This is a genomic window from Emticicia sp. GW821-FHT11C11, assembly GCF_058808615.1.
This window is the reverse complement of record NZ_JBXARV010000001.1, coordinates 678,280-701,738: the sequence shown is the minus strand read 5'-3', so window position 1 is coordinate 701,738 and position 23,459 is coordinate 678,280. Positions and strand designations below refer to the sequence as shown.

Genomic DNA, 23,459 nt, shown 5'->3' with positions numbered 1-23,459 from the left:
GATAATCAGTATAAAAAAAGCACAAAAATGCTGCTCAATTTACATACACATCTTTTGAAAAAACAAGCCGGTGAGCAGATAATTTTCAACGAAATTATACCCGATTCAGAAGAAGCATTGGAAACCTTTGCCTTGCCTAATTCTGATAACTGGCTATCGGTTGGTATACACCCCTGGTATATTAACGAGAAACTATATCCTTTACAACTTAAGAAACTGGCTTCTATAGTTGCCGACCCGTCTGTAAAAATGGTAGGTGAATGCGGCCTGGACCGGCTCAAAGGAGCGCCATTGCCTTTGCAGGAAGAAATCTTCATTAAACAAATCAGACTGGCAGAAGAGTACAGAAAACCTGTTGTCATTCACTGTGTGAGATGTTATAACGAATTGTTTTCCATCAAAAAAATAGTTCGCCCAAGGGTACCTTTAATATTGCATGGTTTCAACAGCAAAATTGAAATAGCCAGACAATTGATAGAGAAAGGATTCTATTTATCGTTAGGTGGTGCTTTATTACATGAGGACTCAAATGCATTGAAAATTCTGCACGAGATTCCGGCTGAAAAGCTTTTCCTTGAAACCGATGATAAAGACATCTCCATTGCTGAAGTCTATCAGAAAGCTGCAAAGGTGAAGAATCTTTCCGTTGAAGAACTGGAAAATATAATCTTCGATAATTATTTGGCTTCTCACAAAGCCTAATAAAAATATCGATTCCCATAAGCAATCGTAATTTTGATTACTTTTACGGCACAGTAAAAAAGGCATTTGCCTGAAGAGCAATCGAAGCAATACAATGAACAACGAACAAGCTCAGTTAAGGACCGTCAACATAACCCGCTATGTTACGCCATTGCGCGAGGGCGGATCGTTGCCTGCTATTGTGGAAGCGGACGACAATTTTTTATATGCTCTGAAATTCAGAGGTGCCGGACAGGGCGTAAAAGCACTGATTGCAGAACTGATAGGTGGCGAAATAGCCCGTACACTGGGTCTGCGCATGCCTGAAATGGTTTTTGCCAATCTGGATGCCGCTTTTGGCAGAACTGAGCCGGACGAAGAAATACAAGATCTGCTACAGGCAAGTGTCGGGCTAAACCTGGGTGTACACTACCTGTCAGGCGCTATCACTTTCGACCCTGTACTGAACACCATCAGCCCGGAACTTGCCTCGCAAATTGTGTGGCTTGATTGCCTGCTTACCAATGTTGACCGCACCGCCCGCAATACCAATATGCTCATGTGGCACAAAGAATTATGGTTGATTGACCACGGAGCCTCACTGTATTTCCATCACTCGTGGGACAACTGGAAAGAACAATCCGAACGACCTTTTGTACAGATAAAAGACCATGTGTTGCTTGCGTTTGCCAGTGAATTGGAGGCCATTGACGAAAAATTCAGAAAAATACTGACCCCTCAGTTGATAAGAGCCATTGTGGCCTTAGTACCAGACGACTGGCTGCAGGATGCCTCGCTGACAGAATCGCCGGAAGAAAGAAGGGCAGTATATGCTCAATTTTTAGAATCCAGAGTGAATCACTCCGAAAACTTTGTAAAAGAAGCCCAGCATGCAAGAGAATCACTTATATGAATATGCCGTTATCCGGATTGTACCTCGGGTTGAAAGAGAAGAATTCCTGAATGTGGGAGTGATTCTCTATTGCTCGTCTAAAGGCTTTTTGCAGGCCTTGTACAAACTGGACGAAGCACGTTTAAGAGCATTTTCGTGCACGTTGGAGGCTGAAGAACTACAGGAATACCTCCAAACTCTGGAACGCATTTGCAAAGGGGGCAGAAACAGCGGCCCTATAGGTACCCTGCCTATTGCTTCTCGTTTCCGCTGGTTGACCGCCACCCGCAGTACCATTATACAGACCTCAAAAATACACCCCGGTTTTTGCACCGACCCACAAGAGACACTTCACAGGTTGTATACACAACTGGTACTTTAAACCTCATTTTGTAATAGGTTTATGAGCCGCTATTCTATTTATCAGCAAAATACATTTATCGAGTAGTATAAGTCAGTTAATTTCTTGTATAAAATCTTAGTTAACACTAAATTTATACCCTCACGTATTTAACCCCAACAATCATTTACTATGACACCTTCTCGCAGAAAGTTCATTAAAGGTATTGGTGCGGCTTCGGTGCTGATGGCTACTGAATCATTCGCCAAGCCTTTTAATATCATCAAGAGTTTAAAAATAAGTCCGAACGACAAAATCCGCATTGCAACTATCGGTCTGGGTATTCAGGGAAACTCTGACACCAGAGCAGCTTTGAGAAATCCTGAAGCAGAATTGGTAGCTGTCGCCGATTTGTATGACGGACGATTAGTAAGAGGCAAAGAAGTATACAACAAAGACCTTTTTACCACCAGAGACTACAGAGAAATACTAGCCCGCAAAGATATAGATGCGGTTATCATAGCCACGCCTGACCATTGGCACGACCGCATTTCGATTGATGCCCTGAAAGCAGGCAAAGCTGTTTACTGCGAAAAACCGATGGTTCAACATATTGATGAAGGCCGTGCCGTAATAGAGACCTGGCAAAAGACCGGTAAAACCATGCAGGTAGGTAGCCAGCCTATCAGCGGAGCAGCCTATGCTGAAGCACAGCGATTGTTACAGTCCGGAGAAATCGGTGAGCTCAACTTCATTGAGGCCACTTACGACCGTTTCAATGCACTGGGAGCCTGGACTTACTCTATCCCACCGGATGCTTCACCGCAAACCATTGATTGGGATAAGTTTTTAGGGGATGCTCCACGCAGACCTTTCGATTCCACTCGTTTCTTCCGCTGGAGAAATTACCGTGACTATGGTACCGGAGTAGCCGGAGACTTATTTGTGCACCTCATTACCGGTATGCATTATGCGACAGGAGCCATCGGGCCACATCGTATTTTCTCATCCGGCGAATTAAGCTACTGGAAAGATGGCCGCGATGTACCCGATGTAATGGTAACCGTGCTTGACTACCCCGAAACAGAAAAACATACCAAGTTTCAGGCAGTGCTGCGAGTAAACTTTGCCAATGCGGGTGCTATTAAAAACGTAACGCGTGTAGTAGGTACTGAAGGAGAAATTCAATGGAGTGCCAGCGGATTGACGCTTACCAAAAGAAAACTTCCGAAAGCGCCGGGTTACGGAAATGGCGAAAGCTTCCCGACCTTTGCCGAAGCTACTCAACAAGAGTTTTTGAAAGAATACAATGCAAAATACTCTGAAGCCGACAGAAAGGCTGAACCGGTAAAAGAAATAAAATTTGATACACCGCAAGGAGATGATGCGCACGCCAAGCACTTCAAGAATTTCTTCGATAATATGCGTGCCAACAGCCAAAAAACCATTGAAGACCCGATTTTCGGGTTCCGTGCGGCTGCTCCGGCACTGGCTTGTAATCTCAGCTATTTCGACAACAAAATAGTTTACTGGGATCCAATTACGATGAAACTGAAAAAGAAATAAGAACAATCTCAATCCCTTCCCTACTCGAGTCTCCCCAACAGTGGGGAAGGGTTCTTTAAGTCTCTCCGCGCGACGGACAGACTTAGAGAGCAGGGTTAAATAGTGTTTAATACATCTACATAATATTTAAATCATTTTTTTGAATCACTCTTGAATAGAGTCGAAGCAACTTTAAGACTAAAACACCCACCCAATGAGTGAAGCAAATTCTGCTATAATTAAAGAACTGGTTACGTTCAGGATGCCTTTTGGCAAATATAAAGACCGGCTTATCTGTGACCTCCCCGAGCATTATCTGTTATGGTTTCAGAGAGAGGGCTTCCCCGATGGTAAACTGGGTACACTATTGGCTACCATGTATGAAATCAAACTTAACGGTCTTGAATACCTGCTCAAACCATTGAAGGAAAGAAAAATCTGAATGCAAAACTATCTGCTTGCAATGGCTGTTATAGCCTAATATAACTCATATCATTTTTATATGTCTGATAACACAACAACTATCCGGACTGCGCTGGTTACCGGCGGTTCGAAAGGAATTGGCTATGGTGTAGCAGAGGTACTCATTAAAGAAGGAATCAGAGTAGCTATTACCAGCCGTAACAAAGAAGCAGCAGAGGCAGCGGCCACAGAATTAAACAAAATCAAAGAAGGGTATGCGCTTCCACTTGTATCAGATGTTCGCGATTTCGACTCGCAGCAACAGGCGGTTGATACCATTTTGCAAACCTGGGGTCGGCTCGATTACGTAATTGCCAATGCAGGTGTAGGCCATTTAGTTCCTTTTCAGCAACTGACGGCTGACCAATGGCACGAAACCATAGATATTAACCTTACCGGAGTATTTTATAGTGCCAAAGCCACTTTAGATGCGCTTAAATCGTCGAAAGGATATTTTATAACCATTTCCAGTCTGGCAGGAGCCAATTTCTTTGACAAAGGGACAGCCTACAATGCCAGCAAATTTGGTCTGGTAGGTTTTACTCAGGCGCTTATGCTCGATTTACGCCAGGAAGGTATTAAAGTATCTACCATCATGCCCGGTTCGGTAGCTACTCATTTCAATAACCACACACCCGGCGAAAAAGATGCCTGGAAGATTCAACCGGAAGACATCGGCCAGATTGTGTCGGACTTAATCAAAATGCCGGCTCGCACTTTACCCAGCAAAATTGAAGTGCGCCCATCGATTCCATCGAAATAAAAACATTATTTTTATAAGGCAGGGTTATCAAACGCCTGCCTTATTTTTTATAAAATACCCATAAAAAAGGTTCAATACATCTGCATTGAACCTTAGTAAATATTTAAGTTTTGCGTTTGTTTTTACAACTTATTTTTCTTTATAGATCTTCCCGTCTTTCATCACAAGAGCTACGTTCATCATTACTTTGGCATCTTTAAGCGGATCGCCTTCTACAGCAACAATATCGGCTAATTTTCCTTTTTCTATTGATCCTAATTCAGATTTCATTCCTAAAATTTCGGCATTTACTATGGTTGCTGCTTTAATGGCTTCCAGCATCGGCATGCCCCCTTCTGTCATGTACTGAAACTCCTTGGCATTGTATCCATGCAGAAACACTCCCGCATCCGTTCCGAAAGCTACTTTCACGCCGGCTTTATATGCTTTGGCAAAAGTTTCAGCAATTTGCTTTGAGGTTTCAATAGCTTTAGGCACTACCAGTGGATGATAATAACCAGGTACTTTGGCCGAATCGCCAACGGTTTTTCCGGCAATAATAGTCGGCACATAATAGGCACCATGCTTTTTAAATAGTTCAATGGCTTCGTCGTCCATAAAAGTGGCGTGTTCAATTGTAGTTACACCCGCTCTGATGGCTCTTTTCATTCCTTCAGCACCATGCGCATGAGCAGCCACATGAAAGCCATAATCTTTCGCAGTAGATACAATGGCCGAAATTTCATCTTCGGTAAACTGAGGGCCTTTGCCATTTTTAGCAATACTCAATACCCCACCGGTAGCTGTTATCTTAATTGCATCTGCACCGTCTTTATATCGTTGGCGCACAGCCTGGCGTCCTTCGTCCGGGCTGTTTACTACCCCATTAGTTACAAAATCAGGTACTGAATAACTATTGCTGAAACCATTGGTAGGGTCGCCGTGTCCTCCGGTAGTAGCAATGGTTCTGCCGGAAGTAAAAATTCTTGGGCCGTTTACCAGACCTTTATTAATGGCATTACGGATAGAGATGTTCACTCCGCTGCCGCCTAAATCTCTTACAGTCGTAAAACCTGCCATTAAGGTTGTGTTCGCATGTTTTTGTGCTTCAAAAGCTATATCGGCCATGCTCTGGCTCATGCGTTTCAGGTATTGATCTTTACTGGTTTCGCTCTCAATGTGTACGTGCATATCTATCCAGCCCGGCATCACCGTGCGGTTTTTCATATTCACTACTTTGTCGGTAGGTTGTGCAGCCGAATAACCATTTTGAATATCTGTTATGCGATTTTTTTCTACAACAATTGTCATTTGTGTTTTAGGTGCATTAGCAACACCGTCAATCAGGGTACCACAGTGAATCAGAGTACGTTGTGCCAAAACCGGAGAAGAAACACCAAGTATGAGGGCTAAGAGGTAGTTTTTTTTCATAGATGTTTAGTTTAGGTATGAAGAATAAAAAAGCCTCTCTGTCAATTCGGAGAGGCTTTCAACTATTAGTTTTTCGGAATCAACACGCCATTGGCTACAAATGTCAGTTCTGTTTTAGCTTCAGTAATCTTAGCTACTTCTTCCTTGCTTTTACCGGCATCTTCGGCATAGTGACGAAGTTCATCTACCGATGTAGTTTTGGTTTTAGCATTTCCTTCAAATACTACCGTTTTTCCGGCTAAGTCTTTTGGCACAAAAAAACCATAGTCTTTAAAAGTAACACGCATGCTTTGTCCGTCTTCCATTTTCACTTTCATCCAGCAGCCTTTTACCTGACATACCGATTCTACCACACCTGTAACCTTGCTTTCGAAGGCAGGCGTTTCTTTTGCTTTTTTGCTTAATTCTGCTGTTGACAAAGCTCCATCAGAAGTGATTTTTTCACCCACGTTTTCGTATTTCTGGCCGAATGCAACATTGACGGTGATTAAAATTGCGAGAATTGAAACGAGTTTTTTCATTTGTTTGATTTTTACAAAATGTTTAAATTTAGAAATTGGCTAAACTTTTCTAAATAACTGTCTGTCATAGGTTTTAATAATTCTGGTCAGTAAAACTGTCGGGTATCTTTTTTAGAATTATGTTTTTACAAAGTTATCATTTTTTCTTTCATTCTGATATTATTACTTAGGCTGAATTAACCTAACCCGAACTCAATTATAAGTGAGGCAATGTTACTTCAAAAATACTTCCTTTCCCTACCTCGCTCTGCACTTTAATTTTCCCCTGATGAATATCTACGATTCTTCGGCACACCGACAGACCGATTCCATGCCCCCGATAAACCGAGGCATTCTGTGTACGATAAAACGGCTCAAAAATTCTGCCCAGTTCAATTTCCGGAATCCCTATCCCATTGTCTTTTACAGCTGCAATGCATTGCGTCTGGTTAAACCTTATTTTCACCTCCGCCTGGTGGTCCGGTGAATATTTGCAGGCATTATCGAGCAAATTGGTAAATACGGTTAGCAGAAGCGTTTCATTGCCGTTAACGGTTACCCACTTGTCGTCTTCAGGTATGTCGTCGAAATCTACCGTTATTTTGTAATTGGTGTTCAGGCTCTGCACCTCTTCCTGTGCTTTAAACAATACCTCATCAATCCGTGCGGGTTTCAGTGCCATATTGTCCTCACGGTTTTCTGATTTTGCCAGTTGTAACAAACCGTTAGTTAGTTGTATGAGCCTTTGCGTATCAGTCAGCAACGATTTCAGAATGCTTTTGTATTCATCACCTGTGCGTTCGTTTTCAAGGGCAATCTGAATTTCTGACTTTAATGCGGCCAATGGTGTGCGCAGCTCATGCGAGGCATTAGACACAAAACTTTTCTGCAATTGAAATGAGTTCTCTAAACGCTCCAACATCTGGTTAAAGTTGTTTGATAACTTAGCTATTTCGTCTTTGTTATTACCGGTGTTCAGTTTTCGTTTCAGATTATAGGCCGTAATATTCGAAATCTCCTCGTTAATTTCAGCAATAGGTTTCAACGATTCTCCGGCAAAAATAAACCCCAGGATAATGGTGAGTGTGATACCAATCACAAAACTGATTATCAGTGTATCACGGACATTCTGCAGTTTTTCTTTTCCGTATATATCGTTGGCTTTGGCTATTACTACGTACGACTTGTTGTTTTCATCAGTATATAATGAACCCGTCAACTGATTATCCCAATCGCTCTTTTCAATATACTTTTGTTGTCTTACCTGTTTCAGAAACGCCGGGCTGTACAGGATAGAATCAGCCTCATAGCTGGCATAGACCAGTTCGTCTTTATCATTGAACATCAGCACTTTTTCTACATTCAGCTTGCCGAGTATTGTTTTGTTGGCATCACGTAATTTCCTTTTATCTTTTTCTGTAATCTTCAGCTCTTTCAACAATTGGGCGGTCAGTATACCTCTGTCGTGCAACCTGTTATAGAACTCCTGCTTACGGAAATTCTCTGAAGTATAGTACACAGCCAATGAGAATATAATAAGAATACAGGCGATTATTATAGTGAATTGTATTGCTATCTTGGTACGTATTTGCATATTTGGTCTTTATTTAGGCCATGAATCTAAATCTTGCCTATTTACAACGAGGTGTATCAACAAAACTGAACCGAAATTTAATAAAAGAATATGCAAATTCATGTAATTGATGCAGGACATTTCAAATTAGATGGTGGCGCCATGTTCGGAGTAGTACCCAAGACCCTCTGGAACAAACAGATACCGGCAGATGAAAACAATTTGTGTAGCTGGAAGATGCGTTGCTTACTCGTAAATACTGGCCGGCAACTGATTCTGATTGACAGCGGTATGGGTGATAAACAGGAAGCGAAATGGCAATCTTATTATTTCAGACACGGAGAGGGCGACTTGATACAATCAATAAAAAAGGCAGGATATTCGCCTGATGAGATTACTGATGTGCTGAGCACTCATTTACATTTTGACCACTGCGGCGGCAGTGTAAAATGGAATAACAGCAAAGACCGCTTGGAACTGACGTTCCCGAATGCCCGGTACTGGACTCACTCTGCCCACTGGGAGTCGGCCATTAATCCTAATCCCAGAGAAAAGGCCACGTTCCTGAAAGAAAATATCTTACCAATGCAACAAACAGGTGCTTTGCATTTTACTGATAAAGTGACCGGAGCTTTCGGTGATTCAATAGAGTTGCTCTATGCCAACGGGCATACCGAAAAAATGATCATGCCTAAAATAAAACAGGGCGAAAAGACGTATTTATTCATTGCAGACACTATTCCGTCGCATGCGCATGTACATGTTCCTTATGTAATGGGTTATGATATACGTCCTCTTGAAACCATGAATGAAAAAGAACAATTACTAAAACAGGTAGTTGATAACAATTGGACAGTTATATTTGACCACGACCCTATACATGACGCAGCGTACATTCATCTGACAGAGAAAGGATACAGAGTGGCTGATTTGTTCAATTTATAACTATTTTTGACGAAAAGACCGGAAATTAAGAAAGGTATTGAATGGGTTTACCGGTTAAAACCTGCATGATATTATGAAGATAGGATTAGCATTATCAGGTGGAGGAAGCAGAGGTTTTGCTCATTTGGGAGTAATTAAAGCGCTTGATGAGATGGGCTTGAAACCATCAATGATTACCGGTACCAGTGCCGGATCTATTGTAGGAGCACTTATTGCTGCCGGCAATACTCCCGACTATGTTTTTGAAGCCGTGGCTTCTATCGGGATATTCAGTCATTTGAAATTTGCGTTTAATCGTTTTGGTTTATTTAAATTGGAAAAAGCCGAAGAGTTATTTAAACGGTTTCTCCCTGAAAATTCTTTTGAAAGCCTCAAAATTCCATTGACGGTTTGTGCCACAGACATTGAAAGTGGCGAGCCCGTTTATTTCAATGAAGGAGAATTAATCAAACCGATTCTGGCATCCTGCTGTCTGCCCGGTATTTTTGAACCAATGCGGTTTCAGGGAAGACTCCTGATTGATGGAGGTATAACCGATAACCTGCCAGTAGGCCCGTTGAAGGAGGCCTGCGACTTTGTAATAGGTGTAAATGTGATGCCCGTCAGCAGCAATATGCCTATTAACTCAGTAAAGGATATTCTGATGAAAAGCATTTTTCTGGCGATCAGAAACAATTCGGGCGAGCAACTGAAACGCTGCGATGTAGCCATTGAACCGGCAGAAATCTACAGATATGATGGCCTGAATATGTCTAAAGCTAAAGAAATGTATACGATCGGTTATGAATGTGCACTTCAGGAATTAGAAGGGAAACTTTCTCAGGTGTTATGATTTTGGCATTCAATCAGATAATTTTTTCGTCAGCAAATCGTTTAAAAAAGGGTATTATTGCATTCAGTTTCAAGCCTATCGCCCTAAAATCATCTTGTAAAGTGCAAAAACTGTTTATATTTATATTGTTGTTGGGTATTGCAACCGGGTGTTCGCAGTTCAGCCATTCGCCTACCAGCAAGGCTTGGCATAACACGAATGCACGTTTTAACTCATTGATTATAGCCCGCGAAAACATGAAAGAGGCCGAAAAGGCGCTGTTCAATACCCGGGAAGAAAATTATAGTGCACTGATACCGATTCTCTTACCTATTGACTCTGTCAAGAGCCAGGCGGTTGCCACTAATCTGAAAGAGGTAATAGAAAAAACTTCTCTGATTGCCGAAAGACACTCTAACTCAAAATACCTGGCCGAAGCCTATGTACTGTTAGGCAGAGCCCGTTTAATGAAGGGCGATTTCATTAATGCTATTGAGGTTTTCAAGTATGTAAACTCTACCAGCAAAGATGAAACCGGTCGCCAGTCGGCCTTAATCTGGCTGATGCGATCATACATTGAGCAGCACGACTACGAAACAGCATTGAAAGTAGCTGATGCCATAAGAAATCTTGATCTGACCAATGCCAATACCATCAGTTTTTATCTTACCAAGGCTTATCTGCACCAATACAGAGGAGAATTGGCTACCTCAGCCGCTATTGCAGAAGAAGCATTAAAACTGATGGCCAAAGAAGAGAAAACAGCACGGGTGCATTATGCCGTCGGGCAGATGTATGACATGATAGGTCAAAGAGCCAAAGCGCTACCACATTATGTAGCTGTAAACAAAAATCGCCCGAACTATGATATGGAGTTCTACGCAGGGATGAATGCCTTACTCGACGAAGCTACGGCTCGCCGGGGAAGCACCGCAGGGGTGCAGGAGAATTTCAAAAAAATGCTGATAGATCGGAAAAACACCGACCTGAAAGATAAAATCTATTTTACGATGGGTAATCTGGAGGCAGAGAAACTGAATTACCCAAAGGCCATTGAGTATTACAATGCTTCTATCAGAAACTCGAAAGGTAACAATGCCCAGAATGCCTATACCTATCTTGAACTCGCTGAACTGCATTATAACAAATTGCTTAAATATGATATAGCCAGTTCATATTATGACAGCACGCTTACGATTTTACCTAAAAACATACCAGATTACGAACGTATTTCTAAACGGGCGCAATCGTTAAGCGATTTTGTTAACTATCAGCGTGTATTGGTACTGGAAGACAGTCTGCAGCGTTTAGCAGCTATGAGCCCGGCATTATTGGATAAAGCACTTGAGAAAGCAATTCTTCAAAAAGAAGAGGAAACCAGAAAAGCCAAAGAACTTGCTGAACAGGCAGCTCGTAAAAATGCCAATGCTTCTGTAGAAAGACTGTCTGACAAAGACGAAACTTTTAAACGATGGGCGCTGTATGATCCTCTTGCCATTGCCCGTAATAAATCCGATTTCCAACAAATCTGGGGACAAAGAGCCCTGGAAGACAACTGGCGCAGACGTGATAAAGAAGCTGGTTCAATCAGCTTTGGAACCGAGCGCGGTGTAGCGGGCAATAGTACGTCAGCTACTAATACTAATGCCGCTGTTCAGAATACCCAACAACAGGCAACCGAAATCGCAGCCAGAGCAATGGAAGCGAAGAAAAAAGAATTGTATGTGGCTATTCCTTTAACGCCTGAAAAACTTAGTGTTTCTAAGCTTAAACAGGAAGAGGCATACTACCAGTTAGGTAAAATATACAAGTTTCAGTTCAACGAAGCTGAAAATGCCATTGCTACATTCAACACGCTTCTAGAAAAATTCCCGGGTACAGCGCACGAAGCTGAAGTATTATACCTGCTCAGCCTGAGTGCCGGTAATCAGGAGACAAATCTGTATCGCAGTGCATTATTAGAAAAGTATCCGGCCTCTACCTATGCAAGGCAATTACTGAGAGGAAACGTGGCCATCACCAGCGACATGGAATCAAAAGCCAATCTGGTATATTCTCAGGCATTTAATCTATACAGTAACGAAAGTTACTTATCGGCTCTAAAAATGGCTGAGGATGGATTAATTACTTATACAGGCACAAGCATAGAAGACAAATTTGCCATGCTGAGAATTCTGCTTCTGGCAAAAGCCGGACAGAAAGAAATCTATCAGCAAGCCCTGAACGAATTTGTTCAGGGATACCCGGCCAGTAATCTGATGCCAAAAGCCAAAGAACTGATGGCTGTAGTGAATAAAAAATAAAACATCTATAACCTATAAATAACACGATGAAACAACAACCCGATAATTCCTCTGTCGAGGATGATGATACGCATGCTCCTATTCTAAAAACCTGGCAAAACGTATATATACTGGTTGCCGGTGTGCTTTTGGTTATCATTATCCTTTTCTACTTTTTTACCATCTATTTTGCATGACAAACCTCGACTGGACTCTTTTAACTGTAACGCTACTTTTTATTATACTTTACGGTATCTACAAAAGCCACCGAGACAAAAATATTGACGGTTATCTGCTGGGCAATCAGTCTTTACCCTGGTATCATGTGGGTCTTTCGGTGATGGCTACACAAGCCAGCGCCATTACATTCCTTTCAACTACAGGCCAGGGCTTCGACGACGGCATGCGTTTCGTGCAGTTTTATTTCGGACTACCACTGGCTATGATTGTGCTTTGTATCACTTTCATTCCAATTTTTCACCGATTAAAAGTTTACACGGCCTATGAATATCTGGAACACCGGTTTGATGGAAAGGTACGCATCTTCACCGCTTTTCTGTTTCTGATTCAACGTAGTCTTTCAACCGGTATCTCTATTTATGCTCCTGCCATTATTCTGTCTACTATTTTTGGGTGGGATATTTTCTGGACCAATGTCATCATGGGTGGGCTGGTGTTGACCTACTCGGTTGTAGGAGGTACCAAAGCCATATCGTATACTCACGTGCAGCAAATGCTGGTTATTACTGTGGCTATGTTTTTGGCAGGAGTAATAGTATTACAAATGCTACCTGAGAATATCGGTATTGTAAAAGCCCTGAAGATTGCCGGCAAAGCCGGACACATGAACATGGTTTCGTTTGAATTTAACCCCAAAGACCGCTACAATCTGTGGTCGGGGTTGATTGGTGGTTTTTTTCTGCAACTTTCTTATTTCGGCACCGACCAGTCGCAGGTTGGGCGCTATCTTACCGGAGAATCGACCAGCCAAAGCCGATTGGGCCTTGTAATGAACGGTCTGTTAAAAGTGCCTATGCAGTTTTCTATTCTGCTGGTAGGTGTACTGGTTTTTGTATTTTATCAATTCAATACCTCTCCTGTTTTCTTCAACAAGATAGAGGTTGATAAGCTCCGCAGTAGCCAATATGCGCCCCAGTTGCAGGAACTGGAAAAAGAACACGTTGCCATTTCGCAGAAAAAACAACAATTATTAAGTAATATAGGTGATGCTGAAAATGAGCAACTTATGGTTTACAAAGCCTCATTGAAAGAGTCAGACTCACTCAGCAAAGGCATCAAATCGAGAGTTGTGGGTTTAATCAAACAAAATAATCCGGGTGCCACAACTAACGACCGCGACTTTGTATTTCTGCGTTTTGTTTTAGACTACCTGCCGCACGGCCTTATCGGCCTGCTGATTGCCGTAATTTTTGCAGCGTCTATGGGATCAATCGCTTCTGCCTACAACTCATTGGCGGCTACTACTGTGATAGATGTTTATCGGAAATATGCCAAAACTCCACCAACAGAAAAAGCAGAATTGAAGGCATCTAAGGTTTCAACTGTTTTATGGGGTATTTTTTGTATATTTGTAGCACAATATGCCAGCGAACTGGGCAATATGATTGAGGTTGTCAATGTATTGGGTTCATTGTTCTATGGTATTATATTAGGTGTTTTTCTGGTAGCATTCTATTTCAAAAATATTGGCGGTACAGCCACTTTCTGGGCAGCAGTAATAAGCCAGGGTATTATTTTAGGAATCGGAATTCCTCAATTAATATTGAAAAAAGAATGGATTGCCTACCTTTGGTTTAACCCCATTGGCTGTTTTCTGGTAATTGGCATAGCGTGGATGATTCAAAACTTATGGAAAAAAAGCGAATACTCATCGTCGAAGACGACCAACGCTTAGCTGAAAATATCAGCAAAGGGTTGGCCGAGAAAGATTTTGATACTTCTGTAGCCTTCGACGGACAGATAGGGCTTCGGCTGGCTTCAAGCGGTAAATTTGACCTCATTATTCTGGATGTCAATCTACCGGTAATGAATGGCTATGAAGTTTGTGCCAGAATACGCGAAAAAGACAGCCAGATACCTATTATTATGCTGACAGCGCTGGGTGAAACCGACGATAAGATATTGGGCTTTGAAAAAGGTGCCGACGATTACATTGTAAAGCCCTTCGAATACCGTGAATTACTGGCACGTGTGAATGTATTTCTGAAAAGAGCCCATGCCGAAAGTGAAACCAATGCATCGAACTTACTCAGGATTGCTGATCTGGAAATAAACCTGGAAAGCAAAACAGCATTGCGCCAGAATACCAAAATTGAACTGACCCCGAAAGAGTTTTCTTTACTTGAATACCTGATACGTAACAAAGGGAAAGTGATTTCGAAAGCAGAAATTGCCGAAAAAATATGGGACGGTAACAATGCCGAAACAAGTCTGAATGTAATTGAAGTTTATATTAACTTTCTGCGCAAGAAAATTGATAAAGATTTTGAGCCTAAGCTAATACATACCAAAACAGGTATGGGCTATGTATTGAAAGAAGATTAAGCCATAGGTGTAGTGAAATGATACCCCACACCTTTAATAGTCATCAGTTCGATGGCTTCGTCTTCTTTCAGGTAATCACGCAGTTTGGTGATATAGACATCGAGATTCCTTGAGTTAAAAAAAGAATCATCACCCCAGATCTTCAATAGTATTTCTTTCCTGTTTACTGTATAATTCCTGTTTTCTGAGAAAATCTTCAACAACTCGGTTTCTCTGTAAGAGAGTTTCCGGCAATTGCCATCAAATCTCAACTCATATTTATGCGGCGAAAACTCATACTTTCCCAGTGGGATGCTCCCCTGTTGGGTTATCCCCTTGGTAAGAGAAAGCGATAGCAGGTTATTGATTCTGACAATCAGCTCTTCCATGCTGAATGGCTTACGGATATAATCGTTCCCACCCGACTGAAAGCCCTTCAGTACATCGTCAGTCTGGGTCTTGGCTGTCAGAAATATAATAGGTATGGTCGGTTTAATCACCCTGATTTCAGCGCCCAATGTGTAACCGTCTTTATTAGGCAGCATTACATCGAGCACACAAATATCCGGTTTGAATTGCTCAAAAGCTTTTAGTACCAGATTACCGTCTGCTACCATTTTCACCTCAAAATTCCTACTTTCAAGGCTCTCTTTCACAATTTTACCCAGAAAGGGCTCGTCTTCTACATACAATATCTTTGTGGTCATAGCTGAAACTAATTAGGCCGGTAGCGGTAATGTCATAATAAAAGTACTTCCCTCCCCTACTCTGCTGCTTACTTCAATGGTGCCATTATGATGTTCTATTACATTTTTTACATAGCTAAGCCCCAATCCATAGCCTTTAATGTTATGCACATTGCCGGTAGGCACTCTGAAAAATTTATCGAATATCTTAGGCAGAAACTCTTCTGAAATTCCGATGCCGTTGTCTTCAATGCTCAGTTTCAGGTGCTCATCATTCGCTTGCAGGATTACGTTTATCTGTGGTTCGGTACTATATTTCAGGGCGTTTTCGAGCAGGTTATACACCACGTTTGTCAAGTGAATCGAATCACCCAGTATATCAAAGCGTTTGCCCAGCAAATCGAAGCTTACATGTGCACGGCATTTCTCAAACTGGAGTTTCATGGTAGCCAGTACGCTTTCCACCAAACTCTTGAAATTGACACTATCTGTATTCAACACCAACTCTTTCTGCTCAAAGACACTCATTTTTAAAACCTTATCAACCAGTATAGAAAGTCTGTTGAGTTCATTTTTTGAGATTTCGAGATACTCTTTTGTTTGTGTCGGGTTCTGCAATACATTAAAATTACTCAGCGCCTCAATGGCCACGCTTACAGTAGCAATCGGGGTCTTCAGCTCATGCGTTATGTTGCTCACAAAATCGTTTTTCAGGGCGGTCAGGCGGTTCTGCTTTTGCAGATTTCTGTAAATAAGCCAGAACGAAAGGCCAGTGATGGTTATCAGAAATAGCGAGAAAAACATCTGTGGGACGATCTTCTTAACAAGATACCAATTGGCATCTGCAAAACTAGCCTCATAGACCATGTTGCCAAAAGGTACTGCAGCTCTTATTTCAAGAGTGGTATCGGCTTCAGTCTTCTTTACTCTCGAAATACTGAATGGCAAATTTATCTGTTGCTTCAATAATCTGGCTCTGTATTTCTCGTCAATTTCAGTAGTTTTAAGTGTATCTATCATGAAATTTATAACAACATTCTGCGGTTTACCTTTCTTTTTGAATGACGAATTTAAAAATACCCGGTTAATTAATTTTCTACTGGGTTTAATGATCGTATCAAATTTCAGGTCAGACAAAAGTATCATCCGCTCGCCGGCAGGTTTGCTGTGTACTTCATTTCTGTTGGAGGAATCAGACTTAAATTGTATTCTAATACTCTTTCTATTTGAGTCCATTTGGATAGAGTGTATCATCTTTGTCAGCATTTCCTTGCCGAGAGAGTCAAAAGCACCCATTTTTCCGCTCGAATAAACCTGAAGTACGTTACGTTTATTTGCTCCGATGGGTATTTCTCCGGGCTCCATTTTTTTGCTCATAAAAACGCTACTTACTACTTTAACGGCAGAATCAGTCGTATTTTTTGAAGGCTTTTTGCTGGTAGTTTTTCTTTTAGCCGCTACCAGTTCTTTATTCGCATTCAATTTCAGGGAAGAGTCAACCTGACGTTTAATAAGAGAATCCTGCATGACCGATACGGTCTTTTCAAAACTATTTGTAATGTCTTTCTGCAGATTCCGCTTCTGCTCATTGTAATTCTGCCGAAGCCAAAAAGCATTAAACAGCGTCAGCACTGCCAGGCTCACACATATCAGTATAAATTGCGTTCTATTTTTTATCCTTGTGTTCAATGTCTTATCAATTACTAAAGCTATTACTGCCACCGCAAATTACCAGAGCCTGTTGTCTACTCCATGATGTGCAATCAAAATTAAACTACATTTTTGGTTTCACGATTATTTATTAACCTTAATTAACATTATTTCAATAAAGATTAACCTTTATAGAGCCTTATGAAATCTACTTTTGTTGAAAACATTTCAAAACCAATCATATGAAAAAGGTATTTTTATTTATTGCACTGTTTATCAGCCAGTTAGCAATGGCTCAACTACAGGAAGGTATTATTGATTATGAATTCAAGGTGAATCTTCATAAAACCCTGGGCAAAGATCAGGAAGCCATGAAAGGAATGATTCCGGAATTCAGAACCAGCAAAAACCGCTTGTATTTTACCCCTACCAGGTCATTCTATACCAATATTGATGAAGATACGGAAGAAGTCAACAACTCTGTAGGTGGTGCCAATGTACAGATGCGTTTCACCCGTCCGCAGTTAGACTTGTATCGCGACTTTGAAGCGTCTCAGTTTATTACCCTTACCGATTTTGCCGGCAAGAAATTCAGAGTGGAAGATTCTCTGAAAACCAACCCGTGGAAGTTTCATGATGAAACCAAAAAGGTGCTAGACTACACTTGCAAAAAGGCATCATTCTATAATGAAGAAGTTAAGCAGGAAGTAGTGGCGTGGTATACTGAAGCTTTAATAAGCCCAGCAGGCCCACAAAGCTTTTACGGATTGCCCGGCACTATTCTGGAGGTGAACCTTAATGAGGGTAACACCATTATTACTGCCAAGAAAGTAGAATTAAAAAAACTGACTAACGAGATTAAGACACCAACCGGTGGTAAAAAAGTAACTAACAAAGAGTTTAAGAAAATCCGTGACGATTACATGAAAGAAATGGGTATGCAGCCGGGTGCATCTGGTAATAGATTTATTATCAGAAGTAACTGATAAAATAACGGGAGAGAAGCACAAGCCATCTTTCCTCTTTACGCTTGAATCAGCTATTACTTTTTGTAAAATCAAACGAGCCCTGATTTTTGGGCAGAATAACGAATAGAGGGTGCAGATAAGACTCATCTGCACCCTCTATTCGTTTGTTTTTTACTATTCTTCACTCCTTTCCTGTCCGGTTTCTGCTTTTCAGTTTAAAATTCGTAATTTTACGCCTCAATCATAATGACCAGACAATGGATATTTTCGTGGGGAGTATTCCTTTCAAACTGAAAGAGAAAGAATTGAGAGCCTTATTTGAGAAATATGGCGAAGTGACATCAGTCAAAATCGTTAAAGACAAAGTTACACGCCAGAATAAAGGCTTTGGCTTTGTAGATATGCCAGACGAAGATGCCGTAAGAAATGCTATTCATGAATTGAATGGTACAGAGCTGATGGGTCGTGAGCTTGAAGTGAGCGTATCGGCCAAGAAAGAACCTCCCAAACCCGTCAAAAACTTCAAGATAAATCATTTGGGTAAAGCAACTACTAACCAGTCGTTCAGAGGCATTGGTAAAGGCTATGATAAACGCAACAAAAAATGAAATTTGAAGAATACCGCATAGCACCGGAGATAAAGCAGAATCTGGACAAACTGGGGTTTAAAAAACCGACGGATATTCAGTATAAATCTATTACTCCCATTTTAAAGGGAGAAGATGTACTGGCTATTGCCCAGACAGGTACGGGTAAAACTGCTGCCTTTGCGATTCCGGTATTGCACCTGATAAACGATACCAAGAAGAGTTCGAGGGCTGATGCCATCCGCTGTATTGTGATGGTGCCCACCCGTGAGCTGGCTATTCAGATTACGGAAGTTTTTCAGAAAATCGGTCAGGGTACTAAAGTGAAAACGTTTTCGCTCTTTGGAGGAGTTGAACAAGACCCTCAGATTCTGAAACTGGAAAAAGGTATAGATATATTGGTAGCAACTCCGGGCCGTATGTTCGACCTCGTGAGCCAGGGACACCTGAAATTGAATCATGTAGAGATTCTGATATTAGACGAGGCCGACCACATGCTCGACATGGGCTTTATTAAAGATATTCAGGATTTAATCAGGTTTCTGCCTCGTAAGCGGCAAACCCTGTTCTTCTCGGCTACTATCAACGAGACCATTAAGAAACTAGCCTATTCGCTGGTACATAATGCCATCAGAATACAGATTTCGCCCAACGATAAGGTTGCGAAGAACATTCAACATGCCGTAATATATGTTGAAATGGACGACAAGCGTTTCTTTCTCGAACGCTTAGTCAATGAGTATCCGGAAAGCAAAATTCTGGTATTTGTGCGTACCAAGGTAAGAGCAGAGCGTGTAAATGCAGCCATGGAACGGGTGGGCATAAAGGCAGAAACCCTGCATGGAGACAAAGAACAACAAGACCGCCTGAAAGTGCTGGGGCAGTTCAGAACCGGTGAAACCAAATTACTGATTGCTACAGATGTAAGTGCCAGAGGCATTGACATAGCCAACGTTGATTATGTAGTGAATTACGACCTGCCCGATGTGCCTGAGAATTATGTACACCGCGTAGGACGAACCGGCCGTGGTACACAAAAAGGCAATGCTATCTCGTTTTGCAGCACTGAAGAAAAACCCGTGCTCAACGAAATTGAAGCTTTCCTGAACAAACCGATACAAGTGATGGAAATAGATAAACTTGATTACGAGGCTACCATAGATTTCTCAAAAGACACAAGCAGCTCTGACTTAAAGGCCTTGCTGAAAGAAGCTGAACAATTTGAAGAAATGAAACGAAAGAAAAGCAAAGGCAAGAAATGACACAGGAACAGCCCAATAATCCGCTACATGGCAAAACCCTTGAAATGATACTGAACGAACTGGTAGAATACTACGGTTGGGATCAGATGGCGTATCATGTACGTGTTAATTGCTTCATGAGTAATCCCAGCATTAAATCGAGCCTCACTTTTCTGAGAAAAACACCCTGGGCCAGAAAAAAAGTCGAAGATCTGTATCTCAGAATGCTTGATGACCTAAAAAGATAGGCAACCCAAAACAGGGCTGCCTCTTCCAACAAACTAAAAATATTTCAAACATATATTTATCTCGATATAATCCTCACGCCTCCTCTCTGTGCCGGATTAATTCCTTTTAAAGCATAAGTGAAGCTTAGCAAGAAGTATCTGCCCAATGTTGTGATGCGTTCATCCTGTACAAAGTTCAATTGAGCCGTACGGCTTATACCGGTGTTGCGGTTCAACAGGTCATTTACTGACAACTTCAACTCTCCCCTTCTGTTTTTAAGAAAAAAAGTTGATACCGACATAGCCCACAGCGGAATCTTCTGATTGTAGCCACCTGTAAGTCCTGAATAAACGTTATAGTCAAAATCAGTACTAAAAATCAGATTTTTTGTGATGGTCCAGTTCATGTCGGTTGAAAACACGTTATTGAAATAATCCTGGTTCATTTGTCTGTTAACCGAATAATGCGTCTGGTTATATCCTACCCGGGCCTCGGCCGACATATCAAATTTATCCTGTTGATAACTCAATCTTAAGGTAGTATTCAACTGCATACCTTTGGTACGGTTTTCTTGTTGATTAATATAGTTTATGCCTCTGTTCAACATTACTCGTTCGCTTAAATCAACTCTCAGTTTAATTGGTCTGATACGGAACCCGTAGTTAATATTACCTGTCAGCAAGTAATCATCATCTACATTGACAGGCTGCGAGGTTTGCACAAACGATGGACTGATTTCTTGTGCATTATTGATTTTATTAGTGGTATAAACCAGATTAGCTGCCACAAAGAAATTGGTAAAACTCAGCTGATTGAACGACATATAGTTCAGACCCACACGATGCGAATATTCAGGCTTAAGGTTCGGATTACCCACATAAATATTCAGTGGGTCACGGTTATCTGTAATCGGTGCGAGTTGGGTTACACTTGGTTCCTGCAGATTTGTTTCGTAATCGAATCTAAGACGCTGGCTTTGCTGAAAATCATAGCTGAAATGCATATTCGGCAATACATTCTGGAAATTCCGCGAAATATCGTCATCAAGCAATAACAGTTTTCCTCTCAGATTAGCATGCTGGAAACTAAGACCTGTAGAGAAATTGTACTTTTTCTCAACTAATCTGAAGTTGGTACCGAGACGGTTATAGATAAAACTGCTCTCAAATTTATTACTCAACTGGTTATTATAAACGGGGATCCCATCTTTGATATCATTCACCAATGCATCAGACAGGTAATCGTTCTTTTGCAGGGCATAGTTTACCTCCAGGTATTTCTTTTTGCCCAGTGGTTCGGTATAAGCAGCTACTAATCCATAATTGGTACGGTCTGATTTCCGCACGCTGTTCTGTCTGATGTTCTCAGTGCGGGTAAGATTACCGTCGGTATAATATTTATTCAGGGCTGCGAGGTCTCCGTCGCTATCAGAGTTGTTAACCTGAAAGTTAAGGTTTGCCGAGAGAGTCCTGCCCTTTTTGTTGAACTTGTGGCGTAGCAATAAATTGCTGCTCACACTCAATCCTTCACTACCGCCACCATAGTTGCGGTTCCCTTCGTTCTCTAAAACATTAGCACTGTTGAGTGATTGGCTGGCACTATAAGTATTGGCTTTGGTGCGGTTATAATTAATATAAGATGACCATTTCAGTGAGTTCATCGAATCAATCTTCTGATCAAGCGTAAAGTTCAACCGATGATTATCATTAAGTGTGTTCTGAGAATTTTTCTGCAACGAAGTGTAGCTATCCCCATTAGGTAAAAAATTCTGGCGATTCACAATCCTGTCAATTATCTGGTTAATGTTATTGAACATATAACTACCATTCAGCTCAGTTTTCTTGGTTACAGGGTCATTAAAGTTTAAGCCCCCGGCCCAGTTTCTTACAAATCCATTCTGGCGGTTCCCGAAGTTCAGCGGCAAGCCCCCTTCATCGCCACCATTCAGTTCCAGGCGGAACTGCCCACCACCTCTTCCTCCCATCATGCGCATCAGATCACCCGAGAAATTCATATAGTCGTCAATTGAAAAACCCTGTTGATTCACATTATTGCCCATCGCCAGGGCCGACAATTGCTTGTCTTTGTTGAATCTGTTTACACTCAGCCTGCCTGCATAGCGTTCATCCAGACCACCACCGGCAGTAATATTACCAAATGCTCCTTTCTTACGATCCTCTTTCAGTTTCAGGTTGATGTTCTTTTGCCTTTGTCCGTCATCAATACCCGTAAAGTCTGACTGGTCAGAACGTTTGTCATACACCTGCACTTTATCAATGGCATCGGCAGGTAGGTTTTTAGTAGCCATTTTAGGATCTCTGCCAAAAAACTCTTTGCCGTCAACTGTTATACGTCTTACGGTTTCGCCCTGAGCTTTCACGGTTCCGTCTTTTTCTACTTCTACACCCGGTAGTTTTTTGAGTAAATCTTCTACTACAGAATTGGGCTTTACTTTGAAAGAATCGGCATTGAATTCAATCGTATCTCCTTTAATACTGACAGGCGCTTTCTCACCTTTAATGGTTACTTCAGCTAATTCTCTGCTGATGGGTTCCAGTTTGATGGTGCCCAGGTCTATCCCTGTGGCTTCGCCGGGAACTATCGGTTTATAAAAGGTTTTATGCCCCACATAAGTAATCTTGAACAAATAGTCGGTTGAATTCAGATTCTTAAGTTCAAAAAGGCCCTTATCGTTGGTCCTTGCGAAGTTTATCAGCGACGAGTCTTTAGGGCTTAACAATAATACGGTAGCATATTGCAAAGGCACCGACGCCGAATCGGTTACCATACCTTTAATCGTTATTTTTTGCGCAACGCCCGGTAGTGAAAAAAGAAGAAGGATAAAAAGCTTTCTCATAAGTGGTTAAAAATTTATACTGGAACAAAAGTAGAAACCACGTGTATGAAGATAGGTTAACAGAGATGGAAATAATGTTAATTAAGGTTAATGAAAGTTTTTTATTAAGCAAAACACCGGAAACGCCTGCGGCTATGTCACCATTCAGTAACAATAAATGTATTTTCTTGGTTTTGTTGATAAATAATCCATATCTTTGTATTTTAAGTACATAATACAAATTTTAAAATGTCTAACGGAACAGTTAAGTTTTTCAATGAAACCAAAGGTTATGGTTTTATTAAAGTAAATGACACAAACCAAGAGGTTTTTGTTCATGTGTCAGAGTTAAAGGATCAAATCCGCCAGGATGACGAAGTAACATTCGAAATTCAAGAAGGCAAAAGAGGTTTGAATGCCGTGAACGTGAAATTGGCATAATTATATCAATATATAATTATCAAAAAAAGCTCTCAATCTGCATTGAGAGCTTTTCATTTTTATATGGATTGTAA

General features: G+C 41.3%; 23 protein-coding genes. 17 read left to right on the top strand and 6 right to left on the bottom strand.

The annotated features are described in order from the left end of the window. Positions 1-27 precede the first annotated feature (27 nt). The 6 genes from AC1RRY_RS02855 (at position 28) to AC1RRY_RS02830 (ending at position 4,683) form a co-directional block, all read left to right on the top strand. Complete coding sequence (locus AC1RRY_RS02855) at positions 28-702, top strand: TatD family hydrolase (protein ID WP_492818151.1); 675 nt, start codon at positions 28-30, stop codon at positions 700-702. Between the two features lie 94 nt (positions 703-796). Continuing rightward, on the top strand, positions 797-1,594 hold the full coding sequence (locus AC1RRY_RS02850; protein ID WP_492818153.1) for a HipA family kinase: 798 nt from the start codon (positions 797-799) through the stop codon (positions 1,592-1,594). Next, positions 1,572-1,955, top strand: a complete 384-nt coding sequence (locus AC1RRY_RS02845; protein WP_492818155.1) for a DUF3037 domain-containing protein — start codon at positions 1,572-1,574, stop codon at positions 1,953-1,955. Before AC1RRY_RS02850 ends, AC1RRY_RS02845 begins: the two co-directional genes overlap by 23 nt. Positions 1,956-2,105: 150 nt before the next feature. Next, positions 2,106-3,479, top strand: a complete 1,374-nt coding sequence (locus AC1RRY_RS02840; RefSeq protein ID WP_492818157.1) for a Gfo/Idh/MocA family protein — start codon at positions 2,106-2,108, stop codon at positions 3,477-3,479. 193 nt (positions 3,480-3,672) lie between these two features. After that, a complete protein-coding gene (locus tag AC1RRY_RS02835; protein WP_492818159.1) occupies positions 3,673-3,900 on the top strand; it encodes a DUF3820 family protein in 228 nt (75 codons plus the stop codon). A gap of 60 nt (positions 3,901-3,960) precedes the next feature. Continuing rightward, positions 3,961-4,683: an SDR family oxidoreductase gene (locus tag AC1RRY_RS02830; RefSeq protein ID WP_492818161.1), complete on the top strand. Its 723-nt coding sequence runs from the start codon at positions 3,961-3,963 to the stop codon at positions 4,681-4,683. Positions 4,684-4,812: 129 nt separating this feature from the next. Here AC1RRY_RS02830 and AC1RRY_RS02825 read toward each other — a convergent pair whose 3' ends face one another. The 3 genes from AC1RRY_RS02825 to AC1RRY_RS02815 form a co-directional block, all read right to left on the bottom strand. Beyond that, positions 4,813-6,093 (bottom strand): amidohydrolase family protein, encoded by a 1,281-nt coding sequence (locus AC1RRY_RS02825; RefSeq protein WP_492818163.1) that lies wholly within the window; start codon positions 6,091-6,093, stop codon positions 4,813-4,815. A gap of 65 nt (positions 6,094-6,158) precedes the next feature. Then, positions 6,159-6,614 (bottom strand): DUF4920 domain-containing protein, encoded by a 456-nt coding sequence (locus AC1RRY_RS02820; RefSeq protein WP_492818165.1) that lies wholly within the window; start codon positions 6,612-6,614, stop codon positions 6,159-6,161. 196 nt (positions 6,615-6,810) lie between these two features. Next, positions 6,811-8,187, bottom strand: coding sequence for a HAMP domain-containing sensor histidine kinase (locus tag AC1RRY_RS02815; RefSeq protein ID WP_492818167.1), 1,377 nt, complete (start codon positions 8,185-8,187; stop codon positions 6,811-6,813). A 90-nt stretch (positions 8,188-8,277) separates the two neighbouring features. Between AC1RRY_RS02815 and AC1RRY_RS02810 the strand changes: the two genes are divergently transcribed. From AC1RRY_RS02810 to AC1RRY_RS02785, 6 genes are all read left to right on the top strand, one after another. Continuing rightward, positions 8,278-9,111 (top strand): MBL fold metallo-hydrolase, encoded by an 834-nt coding sequence (locus AC1RRY_RS02810; protein ID WP_492818169.1) that lies wholly within the window; start codon positions 8,278-8,280, stop codon positions 9,109-9,111. Between the two features lie 73 nt (positions 9,112-9,184). After that, on the top strand, positions 9,185-9,943 hold the full coding sequence (locus tag AC1RRY_RS02805) for a patatin-like phospholipase family protein (RefSeq protein WP_492818171.1): 759 nt from the start codon (positions 9,185-9,187) through the stop codon (positions 9,941-9,943). A 101-nt stretch (positions 9,944-10,044) separates the two neighbouring features. Next, a complete protein-coding gene (gene porW, locus AC1RRY_RS02800) occupies positions 10,045-12,225 on the top strand; it encodes a type IX secretion system periplasmic lipoprotein PorW/SprE (RefSeq protein WP_492818173.1) in 2,181 nt (726 codons plus the stop codon). Between the two features lie 26 nt (positions 12,226-12,251). Further along, positions 12,252-12,401, top strand: a complete 150-nt coding sequence (locus AC1RRY_RS02795; protein ID WP_492818175.1) for a hypothetical protein — start codon at positions 12,252-12,254, stop codon at positions 12,399-12,401. Next, entirely contained in the window at positions 12,398-14,119 is a 1,722-nt protein-coding gene (locus AC1RRY_RS02790; RefSeq protein ID WP_492818177.1) for a sodium:solute symporter family protein, read from the top strand. The genes AC1RRY_RS02795 and AC1RRY_RS02790 overlap by 4 nt, the downstream gene beginning before the upstream one ends. Then, positions 14,074-14,769 carry a response regulator transcription factor gene (locus AC1RRY_RS02785; protein ID WP_492818179.1) on the top strand — a complete coding sequence of 232 codons (696 nt, stop codon included), beginning with the start codon at positions 14,074-14,076 and terminating at the stop codon, positions 14,767-14,769. Before AC1RRY_RS02790 ends, AC1RRY_RS02785 begins: the two co-directional genes overlap by 46 nt. Here AC1RRY_RS02785 and AC1RRY_RS02780 read toward each other — a convergent pair. Then, positions 14,766-15,455 carry a response regulator transcription factor gene (locus AC1RRY_RS02780; RefSeq protein WP_492818181.1) on the bottom strand — a complete coding sequence of 230 codons (690 nt, stop codon included), beginning with the start codon at positions 15,453-15,455 and terminating at the stop codon, positions 14,766-14,768. The two genes, AC1RRY_RS02785 and AC1RRY_RS02780, sit on opposite strands and share 4 nt — an antisense overlap. Before the next feature lie 12 nt (positions 15,456-15,467). Further along, positions 15,468-17,123: a sensor histidine kinase gene (locus AC1RRY_RS02775; RefSeq protein WP_492818183.1), complete on the bottom strand. Its 1,656-nt coding sequence runs from the start codon at positions 17,121-17,123 to the stop codon at positions 15,468-15,470. A gap of 203 nt (positions 17,124-17,326) precedes the next feature. Between AC1RRY_RS02775 and AC1RRY_RS02770 the strand changes: the two genes are divergently transcribed. From AC1RRY_RS02770 to AC1RRY_RS02755, 4 genes are all read left to right on the top strand, one after another. Continuing rightward, on the top strand, positions 17,327-18,070 hold the full coding sequence (locus tag AC1RRY_RS02770; protein WP_492818185.1) for a GLPGLI family protein: 744 nt from the start codon (positions 17,327-17,329) through the stop codon (positions 18,068-18,070). Between the two features lie 239 nt (positions 18,071-18,309). Next, positions 18,310-18,660 carry an RNA recognition motif domain-containing protein gene (locus AC1RRY_RS02765; RefSeq protein ID WP_492818187.1) on the top strand — a complete coding sequence of 117 codons (351 nt, stop codon included), beginning with the start codon at positions 18,310-18,312 and terminating at the stop codon, positions 18,658-18,660. Further along, positions 18,657-19,901: a DEAD/DEAH box helicase gene (locus AC1RRY_RS02760; protein ID WP_492818189.1), complete on the top strand. Its 1,245-nt coding sequence runs from the start codon at positions 18,657-18,659 to the stop codon at positions 19,899-19,901. Before AC1RRY_RS02765 ends, AC1RRY_RS02760 begins: the two co-directional genes overlap by 4 nt. Further along, on the top strand, positions 19,898-20,128 hold the full coding sequence (locus AC1RRY_RS02755; protein WP_492818191.1) for a VF530 family protein: 231 nt from the start codon (positions 19,898-19,900) through the stop codon (positions 20,126-20,128). The genes AC1RRY_RS02760 and AC1RRY_RS02755 overlap by 4 nt, the downstream gene beginning before the upstream one ends. Before the next feature lie 56 nt (positions 20,129-20,184). Here AC1RRY_RS02755 and AC1RRY_RS02750 read toward each other — a convergent pair whose 3' ends face one another. Continuing rightward, positions 20,185-22,965: an outer membrane beta-barrel family protein gene (locus AC1RRY_RS02750; protein WP_492818193.1), complete on the bottom strand. Its 2,781-nt coding sequence runs from the start codon at positions 22,963-22,965 to the stop codon at positions 20,185-20,187. 228 nt (positions 22,966-23,193) lie between these two features. On the opposite strand from AC1RRY_RS02750, the gene AC1RRY_RS02745 reads away from it, so the two are divergent. Continuing rightward, a complete protein-coding gene (locus AC1RRY_RS02745) occupies positions 23,194-23,385 on the top strand; it encodes a cold-shock protein (protein ID WP_492818195.1) in 192 nt (63 codons plus the stop codon). Positions 23,386-23,459: the final 74 nt, after the last annotated feature.

Bases quoted from the DNA above. Each gene is read 5' to 3' on its own strand.
- AC1RRY_RS02825 (WP_492818163.1), bottom strand. From the start codon at position 6,093: ATGAAAAAAAACTACCTCTTAGCCCTCATACTTGGTGTTTCTTCTCCG.
- AC1RRY_RS02755 (WP_492818191.1), top strand. From the start codon at position 19,898: ATGACACAGGAACAGCCCAATAATCCGCTACATGGCAAAACCCTTGAA.
- AC1RRY_RS02845 (WP_492818155.1), top strand. From the start codon at position 1,572: ATGCAAGAGAATCACTTATATGAATATGCCGTTATCCGGATTGTACCT.
- AC1RRY_RS02750 (WP_492818193.1), bottom strand. From the start codon at position 22,965: ATGAGAAAGCTTTTTATCCTTCTTCTTTTTTCACTACCGGGCGTTGCG.
- AC1RRY_RS02855 (WP_492818151.1), top strand. From the start codon at position 28: ATGCTGCTCAATTTACATACACATCTTTTGAAAAAACAAGCCGGTGAG.
- AC1RRY_RS02745 (WP_492818195.1), top strand. From the start codon at position 23,194: ATGTCTAACGGAACAGTTAAGTTTTTCAATGAAACCAAAGGTTATGGT.
- AC1RRY_RS02850 (WP_492818153.1), top strand. From the start codon at position 797: ATGAACAACGAACAAGCTCAGTTAAGGACCGTCAACATAACCCGCTAT.
- AC1RRY_RS02835 (WP_492818159.1), top strand. From the start codon at position 3,673: ATGAGTGAAGCAAATTCTGCTATAATTAAAGAACTGGTTACGTTCAGG.
- AC1RRY_RS02785 (WP_492818179.1), top strand. From the start codon at position 14,074: ATGGAAAAAAAGCGAATACTCATCGTCGAAGACGACCAACGCTTAGCT.
- AC1RRY_RS02820 (WP_492818165.1), bottom strand. From the start codon at position 6,614: ATGAAAAAACTCGTTTCAATTCTCGCAATTTTAATCACCGTCAATGTT.
- AC1RRY_RS02790 (WP_492818177.1), top strand. From the start codon at position 12,398: ATGACAAACCTCGACTGGACTCTTTTAACTGTAACGCTACTTTTTATT.
- AC1RRY_RS02795 (WP_492818175.1), top strand. From the start codon at position 12,252: ATGAAACAACAACCCGATAATTCCTCTGTCGAGGATGATGATACGCAT.
- AC1RRY_RS02770 (WP_492818185.1), top strand. From the start codon at position 17,327: ATGAAAAAGGTATTTTTATTTATTGCACTGTTTATCAGCCAGTTAGCA.
- AC1RRY_RS02830 (WP_492818161.1), top strand. From the start codon at position 3,961: ATGTCTGATAACACAACAACTATCCGGACTGCGCTGGTTACCGGCGGT.
- AC1RRY_RS02810 (WP_492818169.1), top strand. From the start codon at position 8,278: ATGCAAATTCATGTAATTGATGCAGGACATTTCAAATTAGATGGTGGC.
- AC1RRY_RS02815 (WP_492818167.1), bottom strand. From the start codon at position 8,187: ATGCAAATACGTACCAAGATAGCAATACAATTCACTATAATAATCGCC.
- AC1RRY_RS02805 (WP_492818171.1), top strand. From the start codon at position 9,185: ATGAAGATAGGATTAGCATTATCAGGTGGAGGAAGCAGAGGTTTTGCT.
- AC1RRY_RS02760 (WP_492818189.1), top strand. From the start codon at position 18,657: ATGAAATTTGAAGAATACCGCATAGCACCGGAGATAAAGCAGAATCTG.
- AC1RRY_RS02780 (WP_492818181.1), bottom strand. From the start codon at position 15,455: ATGACCACAAAGATATTGTATGTAGAAGACGAGCCCTTTCTGGGTAAA.
- AC1RRY_RS02765 (WP_492818187.1), top strand. From the start codon at position 18,310: ATGGATATTTTCGTGGGGAGTATTCCTTTCAAACTGAAAGAGAAAGAA.
- AC1RRY_RS02840 (WP_492818157.1), top strand. From the start codon at position 2,106: ATGACACCTTCTCGCAGAAAGTTCATTAAAGGTATTGGTGCGGCTTCG.